Genomic DNA, 13,458 nt, shown 5'->3' with positions numbered 1-13,458 from the left:
AATGGCTATCGCGCTTAAATTCAGTCTAAATATAGGCGGTATCAAATCTGTTAAAATCCAAAACAGGTAAAAATCTGTTCTTCCTATTGATTAATTTAGTTAAATAAAAACTAACAGACATGTATTACAGAAAAACAATTGCTCTTGGCGTATTGCTGGCGCTTGCCGGATCATTGAGTGCATTTATGCCAAAACAAGAAGATTATAAAGCAAAGAACCTGAAAGTACTGCCTAAAAACATTTCTAAAGAAGATTTGGATAAAGTGATGGATAATTTTAAAATGGCTTTAGGTGTACGTTGCGGTTATTGCCACGTGCCGATGAAAGACAATCCTAAGCGAATGGATTTCGCCAGCGATGAGAAGCCTGAAAAAGATATTGCCCGAGAGATGATGCGCATGACAGCAAAAATCAATAAAAAATATTTTCACGATGAAATGAAAGATGGGAAACCGATGGCCATTTCCTGTATTACCTGCCACAACGGAAAATCTGAACCGGCAAAATAATTATGTAGTGTTTAGGAAATCGCTTTGAGAAAATAGTATCAATCAAATTTGATTAAAAGGTTTGAGGCTATTGCGGCAGATTGAAAAAATAAAAACCCAGATTATGCAAGTAATCTGGGTTTTTTGTGCGCATTTTTAGTCTAAAATGAAGAGGCAAATGTTTTAGCGAAATCTTCAAATTTAGTTTGACCTTGCGTTGGCGCGCCTTGCTTCTCAAATTCTTCTGAAAGTAAACCTTTGCGTATTGCGGTGCCCATTTCAGTGTACAGCATAGCCATTTCTTCTGGTAAGCCGGCTTGTTTCATGCCATCAAAAGATTGTTCATCTGTAAACTCAACCCAAGGCAATTCCGGTTTAGCAATTGCAGCACCTAAAATAGAGGCAATTTCCTGAGCACTTAAAACCTGGCTCACAATAAGGCGAGTATCTGTGCCGGTTTTGGCATTTGTCAATTCTTCGGCAGCTGCCGAAGCAATATCTGCCGGGTGCACCAATGGAATTGTTGTTGAAGCCGGATAATTTGCTCCAATAATGCCCATACCTTTGATCAATGGCACGTCATTGAAATAATTGGTGTAAAAATAACCTGCACGTAAATAGGTTAACGATACGTTTTCGAGTGTGCTGTAAAGCGCTTCAATGGCATGCAATCCTGCAATTGGGCCAGTTCCATTTGCATGTTCTGCACCAATACTGCTTAACATAACTACACGTTTTACACCAGATGCTGCAATTGCTGTTGCTAAAGCTTTTCCGGCATTAATTGTATTGGCCAAAATGTTTGAACCACCTAAGTTTGGAGGTGTCATTGCAAAAACGGCATCGGCACCCCGCATCGCTTCAGTCAAAAAATCTGCATCACTAACAGAACCAATCGCCGCTTTTGCGTTTAAATTCTCAATTTCTAATGTTCTATCTGCGCTGCTGCTCACAACGGTAACTTCGTGGCCTGATGCTGTTAATATTGTAGTTAATGGTTTTCCTATATTCCCTAAAGAACCTGTTATTGTAATTTTCATAATTGTTTTTTTAAATGATGAAACAAAGGTATATTTGTGCATACTTTTTTACAAGTACTTACCCTAAAGTATGTATAATGACGGCGATAAAAGAAAATTCTACCATACAAGAAAATAAACAATATGCATTGGCTGCTTGTCCGGTTACGTATGTAATGGAGAAGATTGGCGGGCATTGGAAACCCATTATTCTTTATCATCTTTCGCAAGGCGAGAAACGCTACAGCGAAATCCGTAGATGCATTCCGGCTATTACCGAGAAAGTATTGATTCAGCACTTAAAACAGTTGGAAGCAGATTCATTGCTTATTAGACAGGCGAAAGCCGTTGTGCCACCATTTGTAACCTATAAACTGAGCGCGGCGGGCAAAGGTTTGTTACCCGTTATTGATGCGATGGCTGCATGGGCTTTTCAAGATATGGATGGCGTTTTCAACGACTAGGCATTTCCGGTTGTATTCATTCATATAGCTATATCGCTGCCCTTAAATTTTTTCTCCCATTTTGGATTAAAATTGCATTGCTTTTCTAAATTTGCCTCAATCGGCTGGTTTTAAATTTCTGGCAGAAAAGCAAAATGAAAATAGCCTACATTACTTATAGTGGAGTAAACAATTATTCTGCAGCCAATAATTTCAATGAAAATACAGATACACTTCCTTTTCTTCAGCAAGAAGGACTGAATATTGAATCTGTAGTTTGGGATGATCCAAAGGTAAATTGGTCTGATTTTGATTTCGCTCTGTTGAAATGCCCGTGGGATTATCATCAAAAATTTGAAGCTTTTAATAGCTGGCTAAACGCGTTGGAAAAACTGGGCGTTAAGTTGCTGAACGATTACCAGATCGTAAAATGGAACGCCGATAAACATTACCTGAAGGAGATTGCCAATGCGGGTATGGATGTAATTCCTTCGGTTTTTTTAGATCGTGGATGGAATGGCACATTAACATCGGTATTTGGGGAATTGTACGTGGATAAAATCATCATAAAGCCATGTATAAGTGGTGGATCAAAAAATACATTTATTGTAGAACGCGATCATTATTTAGAAAGAAAATCAGAGATAATGACGTTGCTGAAAGATATTGATTTGATTGCGCAACCATTTATGGAGCAAGTGCGTGAAGGCGAATGGTCTTTTTTATTTTTCGGTGGAGAATACAGCCATACGATTATTAAAAAACCAAAAACCGGCGATTTCCGCGTGCAACAGATTTTCGGTGGAACAATTGAAGAAGTAAAACCATCAGCAGAACAAATTCAAAAAGCATCTGACTATATTTCCAAATTTGCGCCAGATAGTGTTTATGCTCGTGTTGATGGTCTTTTAATTAATGGCGAATTTCAACTAATGGAGCTCGAACTTATAGAGCCGTTCTTATATCTTGCTTATCATTCAGATGCTGTGCAACGTTACGCGCAAGCGATTAAGAGGAGTGTAGGCAAGTAAAGTTCATTCGTCATTGGCTATTGGTTCATTAATCATTTGTTTATTAGTAAAATAGTATTTGGTGCGTAGGCAAAATGCTTTTAGCGTTACGCTCTCCGCATTACGCTCTCCGCATTACTCTTTCTGCTTTTCGCTTTTCGCTCTCCTTCATTGCTTCTTTTTGATAAAATTTATTAAACTGATTATCAGAATTATATAAGTCTAATTGTTAAAAATTTAACAATAGAATATAAAGTCTACCTATTTTGTATATATTTGCTGCTGTCAGGAGTTAATATCCTGGTTGACTTATCCAGAAAGACTGAGGGAATGGGCCCGATGATGTCTTAGCAACCTGTTGCCAAATAAGGTGCTAAATCCTTCCTCTAACAAGAGGAGAGATAAGAGAGAGATTTCCTTTGGGAGTTCTGTATAAGCGAAAAGTTAAACAATCAACCTTATACTATTCACATGATTACCAAATTCTTGTATAACCTGTATCGACACAATTTTAAACCTGTGCTAATTCATAAAGCTTCAGAAAAACAGGTAGTTAGTTACATGCCCTAAAATTTTCTTCCACGCTGTATAGCGCTTTAAAGTCTTCTTAAAAAAAGGCTAAGGGGATTATTATGTTTAAAATAAACCAAATGATATGAAACAATTTTTACTCTTTTTATTTTTAATCACCGGAGTTTCTGCACAGGTATTTGCGCAGGATCGTAAAATCAGCGGCACGGTAAAAGATGCCGATGGCGGCGGTCCGTTGCCTGGTGTTGTGGTTAAAGCTTCGGCAAGCGGCCGTAGTGCTGCAACAAATGGAAATGGCCAGTTTACCATTTCTGTGACCGGTGCAGATAAAAGCCTGACATTTAGTTATGTAGGTTACGAAACACTTACGCAATCTACCGCATCTTCATCTGGCGATGTGCGTTTAAAATCTTCTAATACCAGTTTAAAAGATGTTCTTGTAGTTGGTTACGGTACGCAGAACAAAAAAGAATTTACGGGTTCTGCCGCACGAATCACCAGCGAAACACTAAAAGATATTCCCGTTCAGAGCTTTGAGCAAGGTATGATCGGTAAAGCATCTGGTGTGAATATATCTATTCCAAATGGGGTGTTAAACAATCCTCCGGTTATCCGCATTCGTGGTGTAAACTCTATTTCTTTAAGTTCTTATCCACTTGTAGTAGTAGATGGGATTCCGATTAACACCGGAGATATTTCTACCAGTACTTCGGTTCCGAATAATCCACTTGCAGACATCAATCCGGCAGATATAGAATCTATTGATGTTTTGAAAGATGCCGCATCAACCTCAATTTATGGTTCTCGCGCTGCGGGCGGTGTCTTGTTAATTACTACAAAACGTGGTAAACAAGGCAAAGCAAAAGTAAGTTACGATGGTTGGGTCGGACTTACATCTGCAGTTCGTTTACCAGAATTGCTGAATGCAAACCAATATATGGAACTTAAAAATGAAGCTGTATTAAACAGTAAAATTTTAACTGGTAATCAAAATAATGCAAGTGTAGCTTCCGCACTGTTTTTTCCATCAACCAATGCCGATGGATCTGCAGTTGATACACGCTGGTACGATCAGGTTTACCGTACGGCAGTATCACACAACCACAATATCAGTATTGCCGGTGGAAATGAAACTACAAAATATTACTTTTCCAGCAACTATTCTAAGCAGGAAGGTATTACAAAAGACAATGATTTTGAACGTAAAGGACTTCGTTTCAATATTGATCATGATGTAACCAAATGGTTCAAATTAAGTGGTAATGTGTCTTACAATAACACGCTTAATCAATCGCAAAATACAGGTTCTTTAAGTAACAGTACGTTGTTGCTTATTGGTGCCGCACGTCTTGCACTTGTTTTGCCGCCAAATGTTTCGCCGTTTAACGCAGACGGTTCTTACAATTTAAGCAGTACCGGCACACTTGGTGCAGGTAAAAATTTATTTACGAATACATTGTACAATCCTGGCGCATTATTTGACAACAGCGATTACTCTACAACAAACGATCACATTATTGGAAATATCCATGCGAGCTTTAAATTGCTTGACGGATTAAAATTTGACAGTAACTACGCTTTGGATCGGTTAAGATCTGAGGATAAAACGTATCTCAGCCCAATTCTTGGTTCATCTGCATTTTCTACAGGCGGTTCTGTAACCAATGTTTCTGCATTACGCAACAACTACAATTTCACGAATAGTCTTTCTTACGATAAACGTTTCGGAGAAGTTCACCACATTTCTGCCCTTGCGGGATATGACGTTCAGAAGTTTGAATTTTCATCGTGGGGCGCTAACCAAACCACCGCTTCGGATCTGTTTTTTGAAAATTACCAAGGTACCTGGGGTACGATAAAATCATCGGGAAATGCATTATCAGAAAAGTTATATCTGTCGTCTTTTTTCAGACTTTCTTATGATTATAAAGGCAAATATTTCATCACCGGAAATTTCCGTAAGGATGGAAACTCTGCACTTGGCGCAGTAAATAAATACGGAAATTTTGGTGGTGTTTCTGCCGGTTGGTCTGTTAGCGAAGAATCTTTTTATAAAAATTCATCATTCAGTACTGTCGTGAACGCATTGAAAATTAAAGGGAGCTGGGGCCGCGTCGGCAATGGAAATCTATCTTCTGATTACGCATCATTAAACCTTTACGGCTCTTCTATTTACGGAACAGCGGCAACTTGGGCTTTGGCACAAGCTGGAAACTCAAATTTGGGTTGGGAAACCAGTGAGCAGACCAACATCGGTTTGGAAGCAGGTTTGTGGCAAGATCGGTTAACGTTTACAGCAGATTTCTTTAATAATAATGTAAACGGTTTGATTTTAAGCAGTCCGCAATCGCCATCTAAAGGCCTTCCGGGCAATGCAATTCTGGCGAATGTGGGTTCTATGTATAACCGAGGTATCGAACTGGGTTTAAATGCATCTATCCTTCGCAAAGATAATTTCCGCTGGAATGCATCCTTCAATTATACACACGTAAAAAATAGAGTTACGGCTTTGGCAGAGGGAAATAGCGATATTATTGGTTATACCCACACCACTACAGAAGCAAACAATGTTACCCGTGTAGGATATTCTGCCGGAAGCTTATATGGCGCCGTAACTGCTGGTGTTAACCCAGAAAACGGACGTCAGATTTTTATCAATAAAAACGGCCAAAAAGTGCAATACAGCGCGGCTGTTGCATCCGGACAAAGCAACTGGACTTATCTTGACGGTACAACAGCGCCAGCAATTACTGTTGCCGATTATCAGGTACTTGGTAATGCTTTGCCAACCTGGTATGGCGGTTTATCCAATACTTTTCAATACAAATCATTTGACCTTGCCGTGAGCATCAGTTATTCTGGTGGAAATAAAGTGATGAACGGTACCCGCGGAACACTTCTTGATCAGCGTTTTTACAACAATTCTACCGAAGCGTTAAACCGTTGGACTACACCCGGACAAGTAACTAATATCCCAAGACTGGTTTATAACGATGTAATTTCTAACGGATCAAGCGGTTTTTCAATTTCTGATAACGTAGAGAAAGCAGATTTTCTGCGCCTTCAATCGTTGGTTTTCGGATATTCTTTACCTAAAACACTTTTGTCTAAAATTGATGTTTCCAGCTTGCGCGTTTATGCACAAGCATCAAATTTATTCCTGATTACAGGGTATACCGGAACCGACCCTGAATCGTCATCAAATGGAAATTCTACCACCAGCATGGGCGTAGAGAAAAATTCTATTGGCCAGGGCCGTACGTTTACTTTAGGTATTAACCTTAGTTTTTAACCTGTTAGCTAATTAAAATCAAATGAAAAATTATTTCAATCCAATCATAAAAAAAACATTCGCATTTTCTGCTGCACTAACAATTATTACGTTTAGTGCTTGCGAAAAAACAGATTCATTAACCATTTCTCCACAAACCACCATTTCCGATTCGGATATTTTTAAGTCGCCTGCTCGGATTGAAGGTTTGGTAAATGGAATCTATAAAGCGCTTAAAGCTGCCAGTTTATATGGCGGACGTTATTTGCTGTATCAGGATGTAAGAGGCGAAGATTTTATCAACCTTACTGCAAATACGTACACAGCGTATGAAAGCTGGAACAATTCCTACAGTTCAGGATCTAATGATATCAATAACCTTTGGTCTGCGGGTTATACAACAATTAACAATGCCAATGTTCTGATTGCCGGACTTGCCGCAAATCCTGGCATTGTGACTACGCAGAAAGCAGCAGAATACACCGGAGAAGCCAAATTTTTGCGTGCATTGGCATACTATAGTCTAGTAGTTAGCTATGCTCAACCTTACAATAAAAATGCAGGTGCATCTAAAGGTTTGCCTTTGCGTTTGGTTGCAGAAACCGGAACAGCCAACAACGATTTGGCCCGAAGTAGCGTTGCCGAAATCTATGCACAAATTATAAAAGATCTGGACGATGCTGAAGCCACTTTACCACAAAATTACACCAGTAATGAACTGAATACCACACGAGCGCATGCGAGTACAGCAATAGCACTAAAAACGCGTGTGTATCTATCTATGAACAACTGGGCAAAAGTAACAGCAGAAGCGGCAAAGCTTGCACCGCAAACTGCAGCGCCATTCAGTACAACGGCTACCGCTGTAAAACACAGTCTTCAAACCAGTATTGCAGCCATTTTTGCAAGTGATTACACCAGCGTAGAATCGATTTTTAGTATGCCAATGAGTAGTTTGGATTCTTATACCGGCCAGTCGGCTATCGCTTATGTTTACAATACCAATCTGGAGTATTATTTGAATCCATCTGGTATTCTGGGCGATGCACAATGGAGTAGCACAGATGACAGGAGAGCGTTAACCAGAACCGTATCCGGGAAACAATATTTTAAAAAATATGCAAAACCATCGCCATTTTTGGATTATATCCCTGTAATCCGCTATTCAGAAGTTTTGCTAAACTATGCAGAAGCTGCTGCAAAATTAGGCGATCTTACACTTGCAACCAATTTGCTTAAAGCCGTTCATCAACGTTCAGACGCCAGTTTTGTTTTTCCATCCGCTTCTACGGCAACACAGCAAGCCTTGGTAGAAACCATTTGGAAAGAACGTCGGATTGAATTGCTTGGGGAAGGTTTTCGTGGCCCCGATTTATTGCGTAACCTGCAAACCTTGCCGGCAAAGGGCGATAGTAATTTGCAAACGCCCGCAGTTGCCTCTACAGCAGATAATTATATTTTCCCTGCGGCCAATACTGAACTTGCAACCAATAAGCTATATTAGGCGTATGACAACTCGCTTCAACTATTTTTTCGCCTTACTTATGTGTTGCTCAGCAACACTTTGGGCACAAGGAACTGATCCGGTAAAAGGATTTAAAAAATTCGATGGTTTTTTCCCGTTTTATTATGATGCAACACAAGACCGGATTTTTCTGGAAATGAATCACCTTAATGAGGAAGTGCTTTATTTCAGTTCTTTGCCCGGCGGTTTGGGTAATGGTATTGCCGAGCGTGGAAAAGCACGTTCTAAGCTGGTGAAATTTGTGCGTACCGGAAATAAAGTGCTGCTTGTTGAACCGAATTTGCAATACCGGGCAATTTCTGATAATCCTGATGAACAGATTGCGGTTGATAACGCTTTTCCGCAATCCGTAATCTGGGGTTTTAAAGCTTTGGTTTCTACCGATGGGAAAGTATATGTCGATCTAACGCCGTTTTTAATTCAGGATAGCCAGAACCTCGCACAATCTATATCTAAAATTGCCGGCGGAACATATAAGTTTGAAGAAAGCAGAAGCGCGCTTGAATGGAGCCATATTGGTAATTTTCCAAACAATACAGAGTTTGAAAGTCTGGCTACTTTTACCGGTGGTGTTGCACCACAAGGTCCTTTTGCATCTGGCGGAAATATTGCACCAGATCAAACCTCTATAACGGTAAAAATGCATCAGTCTTTTGCCAAGTTGCCTGAAAAAGGTTTTAAAATGCGAAAGTTTGATCCGCGGTCAGGGTTTAATCTCTTTAGTTATTATGATTTTTCTGCAGGAATGGAAAAACCTTTGGTTGCCCGTTTCTCGCGCAGACAACGACTGGAAAAACAAAATCCGGGCGCTGCACCAAGCAAGGTTAAAGAACCCATTGTGTATTATGTAGACCGTGGCGCTCCCGCTGACATAAAAAAGGCATTGATTGATGGCGGAAACTGGTGGAACCTGGCATTTACTGCTGCAGGTTTTATTGATGGATTTCAGGTTAAAGAACTTCCGGCAGGTGCCGATCCGATGGATATTCGCTACAATATGGTAAACTGGGTAGACCGTGCCGGTGAATCCAGAGGATATTCTTACGGTTCGTCCTATATCGATCCGCGTACAGGTGAGATTATTAAAGGTGTGGTAACTTTAGGATCAGATCGCCACAGACAGGATTATCTTATCGCCGAAGGTCTTTTGCAGCCATATCATGGCAATGAAACCGGAGTTGCAAAACTTAAAGAACTTACACTCGCCAGAATCAGGCAATTGTCGGCACATGAAATTGGCCACACACTTGGTTTGTATCATAATTTTAGCGCCAGCATTAAAGGACGTACATCTGTAATGGATTATCCTGCACCTTATTATACAATGGATGCTAAAGGAAATATAGATGTAAGCCAGGCTTATGCAACCGGAATTGGAGAATGGGACAAGAGGGCAATTGCCTGGGGTTATGGAGAATTTGATGCGGGCACCGATGAGAATAAAGCTTTGGATAAAGTAATGGATGAAACGCTAAAACAAGGTTTTATCCAGATTCCAGACGAAGGTGGGAACGTCCATCCTTTGGCACACGTTTGGGACAATGGGAGTGAGCCACTTGCAGAGCTGGATAGATTGATGAAAATCCGTGCAACCGTATTAGGCAAACTTTCAGAGAATGCCATTCAGAAAGATGCGCCAATGGCCACGCTGCAAGAGGTTTTGGTACCTGTATATTTAATGCACCGTTACCAGTTGCTGGCCGTTTCTAAATACATAGGGGGATTAGATTATACTTTTGCTTTAAAAGGCGATGGACAGAAAGTCACCGAATTAATTGCGCCAGACAAGCAAACTCAGGCACTTGGTTTATTGTTAAAAAGCCTGCAACCTGCAGAACTGGCAATTCCTGAAAAGTTGATTGCCATCATTCCACCGCGCCCGGCAGGTTATTCTTCAACAGTAGAATTGTTTAAAAGCAATACGGGAACACCTTTTGATCCGCTTGCGGCGGCAGAATCACTGGCGTCTACAACACTTTCACAAATCCTCGATCCGGAACGCGCAGCACGTTTAACGGAATATTCGGCACGGGATTCAAAACAACCCGGTTTATTAAAGGTCATCGACCAGCTTTTTACTCAGACTTTTTACAATAAAATCGGAACCGGTATGAATGCGCAACTGCGTATTCTGGTTAACAATTTAACCTTGCATTACTTGTTTGCACTAGCCATTCAGGATGATGTTCCGGCAAATGTAAAAGGCCAGGCCAGACTGAAAATAAATGAACTTGCTGCGTGGTTAAAACTGCATGCAGATGAAGGCGATCAGCAATCGCAAAGCAGCCGTTTACAATTGCTTGCAGAAATCGAAGCTTTTAAAGAGAAACCAACAGAATATAAAACTCTACCTAAAATACAAATTCCGCCAGGTGCACCTATTGGCATGGATGGAATGTTTTAAACCTTAATCCTCAATTTTATACAATGATCAACAAAAAATACAGCTTACTCATCAGTTTATTGACCATGGGCAGCAGTGCGCTTTTTGCACAGCAAAACCAGAAGGACGTACTGAGCAGGTTTGATGCACAGTTGAGTAAAGACAGCATCGGGAAATACATTAAAACCTTTTCTGCCAAACCACACCATCTCGGTTCTGCGCAAGGCAAATGGATTGCAGAGGAATTAAACAGGTTGTTTAAGCAATATGGTTGGGAGAGTAAAATCGAAACTTACCAGGTCTTATTTCCAACACCGATTGAAAGAAAGCTGGAACTTATTGCGCCTACAACTTTTACGGCAAGTCTTAAAGAACCGGCATTGGCAGAAGATGCAACCTCTGGTCAGGATGGTCAGTTGCCAACCTACAATGCCTGGGGCGCCGATGGCGATGTTACCGGAGCATTGGTTTTCGTAAATTATGGCCTTCCGGCAGATTACGAACAGCTTGAAAAACTGGGTATTGATGTTAAAGGTAAGATTGTAATTGCAAAATATGGTAAATCGTGGCGCGGAATAAAACCAAAAGTGGCTTATGAACACGGTGCAATTGGTTGTATCATTTATTCTGATCCGGCTGATGATGGTTATGTGCAAGGCGATGAATATCCTAAAGGCGCTTTTAAAACGCCGCAAACCGTTCAACGCGGTTCTGTTATGGATATGGTAGTTTATCCCGGCGATCCGCTTACACCAGGTTACGCATCCAATAAAAATGCTAAAAGATTAAACCGCGAAGATGCGGAAACCATTTTGAAAATTCCGGTATTGCCAATTGGGTATGGAGATGCAGAACCTTTATTAAAGGCCTTAGAAGGGCCGGTTGCGCCAAGTGCGTGGCGTGGCGCTTTGCCTTTTACCTATCACGTAGGTGGCGGGAATGGTGCAAAAGTGCACCTAAAAATTAAACACGACTGGAAAACCGTTCCGGCTTATAACGTCATCGCAAAATTAAAAGGAAGTACATATCCGGACGAATGGGTCATCCGAGGAAATCACCACGACGCCTGGGTAAACGGTGCTTCTGATCCTGTAAGTGGTTTATCCTCACTTTTAGAAGAAGCGAGAGCTATCGGCCTTTTGGCCAAACAAGGTTACCGCCCAAAACGTACGCTGGTGTATTGTGCCTGGGATGGCGAAGAACCATCTTTGCTGGGTTCTACAGAATGGGTAGAAGATCATGCTGATGAACTGAGTAAAAAAGCCGTTGCCTACATCAATAGCGACAACAACAGCAGCGGTTTTCTGCGGGCAGGTGGTTCTCATGCACTCACAAACTTTGTGACCAAAATCTCTAAAGAAGTGAATGATCCGCAAACGGGAACCTCGGTATTCGACCGTAAAAAAGCCAACGATGCGATAAATGCAGCTACGCCACAAAAAGGCGAAAGTATTTTGAAAAATGAAGAATATGCATTGGGCGCACTTGGAACAGGTTCTGATTATTCTGCTTTTTTGCAGCATCTGGGCATTCCAAGTGTAAATTATGCGTTCTCTGGAGAAGGAGAAGGTGGCGAGTATCATTCAATTTATGATTCTTACGACAATTATATCCGCTTTAAAGATCCGGATTTCAGTTATGGCGTAGCATTATCCGAAGTTGCCGGCCATACTGTTCTGAAACTTGCAGATGCCGATCAGCTGCCTTTTGAATTTGAAGGTCTGTACAAGGCCATAAAATCTTATTCTGACGAATTAAAAACGCAAACAGAAACCTTAACTAAGAATCAAAGTTACCAGCAGAAGCTTGTTTCAGGAGGTTTTTATAAAACTGCCGCCGGTAATAAAGACCGTGTTGTGGCACCAAAAGTTGCCAAAGCAATTCCACAGATTGATTACACACAACTCGATTTGGCGATTGCACAACTAGAGAAAGCAGCGAAAGATTTGGCTGCACGCAAATCTGCCTTTAACGGAAATTCTGAAGCGTTGGCTGCGCAGAACATTAAATTATACCGTGCAGAACAAGCTTTATTGCTTAACGGCGGTTTACCGCGCAGACCTTGGTATAAACACAGTATTTATGCGCCCGGCTTTTATACTGGTTACGGCGTTAAAACCATTCCTGGTGTTCGCGAAGCTTTAGAAGAAGGACATTACGATGAATTGTCTACAGAACTTACCCGTGTAACGGCATCTGTAAACGCTTTAAATGAAACATTAAACTCAATTTATAAATAAATATGAAAAAGTTTGCATTCCTATTTGCATTGGTCTTACTGGTTGTAGTAAGCAATGCACAAGAAAAGAAATTTGAAAATCCCAATAGCGACGCCCGCGGTTATCTGGTTAAAGTTGGAGACCAGGCACCAGATGATTTTGAACTTATACTGCAAGACGGGCGCAAAACCAACTTAAAAGCACTGCGTGGTAAAATTGTGGTGCTGCAATTTACTGCTTCGTGGTGTAAAGTTTGTAGAGAAGAAATGCCTTATCTGGAGAAAGATTTGTGGCAGGCATATAAAGATAAAAATGTAGTGCTGATTGGCGTAGACCGCGATGAACCTTTAGAAAAGGTGCAGAAATTTCATCAGGATATGAATATTTCCTATCCTTTGGCACTGGATCCGGGAGCCGGGATTTTTTATCGCTTTGCGGATAAAAAAGCAGGCGTAACCCGAAATGTAATTATAGATGAAACGGGTAAGATTCAGTATCTCACCAGATTATACGATAAGGAAGAGTTTGCATCAATGATTAAAGCCATCGATCAACTGGCGAAAAAATAA

9 protein-coding genes and 1 riboswitch are annotated in these 13,458 nt (G+C 40.8%); of the genes, 8 read left to right on the top strand and 1 reads right to left on the bottom strand.

The genetic code is table 11. The features are described from left to right. Positions 1-119 precede the first annotated feature (119 nt). Entirely contained in the window at positions 120-509 is a 390-nt protein-coding gene (locus ACJVDH_RS11940; RefSeq protein ID WP_443943632.1) for a c-type cytochrome, read from the top strand. Between the two features lie 140 nt (positions 510-649). On the opposite strand, the gene ACJVDH_RS11935 is transcribed toward ACJVDH_RS11940, so the two are convergent. Beyond that, positions 650-1,528 carry an NmrA family NAD(P)-binding protein gene (locus ACJVDH_RS11935; protein ID WP_443943631.1) on the bottom strand — a complete coding sequence of 293 codons (879 nt, stop codon included), beginning with the start codon at positions 1,526-1,528 and terminating at the stop codon, positions 650-652. A 77-nt stretch (positions 1,529-1,605) separates the two neighbouring features. On the opposite strand from ACJVDH_RS11935, the gene ACJVDH_RS11930 reads away from it, so the two are divergent. The 7 genes from ACJVDH_RS11930 (at position 1,606) to ACJVDH_RS11900 (ending at position 13,458) form a co-directional block, all read left to right on the top strand. Further along, positions 1,606-1,971 (top strand): winged helix-turn-helix transcriptional regulator, encoded by a 366-nt coding sequence (locus ACJVDH_RS11930; protein ID WP_443943630.1) that lies wholly within the window; start codon positions 1,606-1,608, stop codon positions 1,969-1,971. Positions 1,972-2,105: 134 nt separating this feature from the next. Further along, positions 2,106-2,981 carry an ATP-grasp domain-containing protein gene (locus ACJVDH_RS11925; protein WP_443943629.1) on the top strand — a complete coding sequence of 292 codons (876 nt, stop codon included), beginning with the start codon at positions 2,106-2,108 and terminating at the stop codon, positions 2,979-2,981. Between the two features lie 285 nt (positions 2,982-3,266). Further along, positions 3,267-3,368, top strand: a riboswitch (SAM riboswitch). 247 nt (positions 3,369-3,615) lie between these two features. Further along, a complete protein-coding gene (locus tag ACJVDH_RS11920) occupies positions 3,616-6,783 on the top strand; it encodes a SusC/RagA family TonB-linked outer membrane protein (protein ID WP_443943628.1) in 3,168 nt (1,055 codons plus the stop codon). A 22-nt stretch (positions 6,784-6,805) separates the two neighbouring features. Beyond that, complete coding sequence (locus tag ACJVDH_RS11915) at positions 6,806-8,266, top strand: RagB/SusD family nutrient uptake outer membrane protein (protein ID WP_443943627.1); 1,461 nt, start codon at positions 6,806-6,808, stop codon at positions 8,264-8,266. 4 nt (positions 8,267-8,270) lie between these two features. Continuing rightward, on the top strand, positions 8,271-10,691 hold the full coding sequence (locus tag ACJVDH_RS11910; protein ID WP_443943626.1) for a zinc-dependent metalloprotease: 2,421 nt from the start codon (positions 8,271-8,273) through the stop codon (positions 10,689-10,691). Positions 10,692-10,714: 23 nt separating this feature from the next. Beyond that, positions 10,715-12,910: a transferrin receptor-like dimerization domain-containing protein gene (locus ACJVDH_RS11905; protein ID WP_443943625.1), complete on the top strand. Its 2,196-nt coding sequence runs from the start codon at positions 10,715-10,717 to the stop codon at positions 12,908-12,910. A 2-nt stretch (positions 12,911-12,912) separates the two neighbouring features. Beyond that, complete coding sequence (locus tag ACJVDH_RS11900) at positions 12,913-13,458, top strand: TlpA family protein disulfide reductase (RefSeq protein WP_443943624.1); 546 nt, start codon at positions 12,913-12,915, stop codon at positions 13,456-13,458.

It is taken from the genome of Pedobacter terrestris (assembly GCF_052343045.1).
Taxonomy (GTDB): domain Bacteria; phylum Bacteroidota; class Bacteroidia; order Sphingobacteriales; family Sphingobacteriaceae; genus Pedobacter.
The sequence above is the reverse complement of the archived record's forward strand: the minus strand, read 5'-3'. Positions and strand labels throughout refer to the sequence as shown.

Excerpts from the sequence above, each read along its gene's own strand:
- ACJVDH_RS11935 (WP_443943631.1), bottom strand. The coding sequence starts at position 1,528 with ATGAAAATTACAATAACAGGTTCTTTAGGGAATATAGGAAAACCATTA.
- ACJVDH_RS11920 (WP_443943628.1), top strand. The coding sequence starts at position 3,616 with ATGAAACAATTTTTACTCTTTTTATTTTTAATCACCGGAGTTTCTGCA.
- ACJVDH_RS11930 (WP_443943630.1), top strand. The coding sequence starts at position 1,606 with ATGACGGCGATAAAAGAAAATTCTACCATACAAGAAAATAAACAATAT.
- ACJVDH_RS11925 (WP_443943629.1), top strand. The coding sequence starts at position 2,106 with ATGAAAATAGCCTACATTACTTATAGTGGAGTAAACAATTATTCTGCA.
- ACJVDH_RS11940 (WP_443943632.1), top strand. The coding sequence starts at position 120 with ATGTATTACAGAAAAACAATTGCTCTTGGCGTATTGCTGGCGCTTGCC.
- ACJVDH_RS11910 (WP_443943626.1), top strand. The coding sequence starts at position 8,271 with ATGACAACTCGCTTCAACTATTTTTTCGCCTTACTTATGTGTTGCTCA.
- ACJVDH_RS11905 (WP_443943625.1), top strand. The coding sequence starts at position 10,715 with ATGATCAACAAAAAATACAGCTTACTCATCAGTTTATTGACCATGGGC.
- ACJVDH_RS11915 (WP_443943627.1), top strand. The coding sequence starts at position 6,806 with ATGAAAAATTATTTCAATCCAATCATAAAAAAAACATTCGCATTTTCT.
- ACJVDH_RS11900 (WP_443943624.1), top strand. The coding sequence starts at position 12,913 with ATGAAAAAGTTTGCATTCCTATTTGCATTGGTCTTACTGGTTGTAGTA.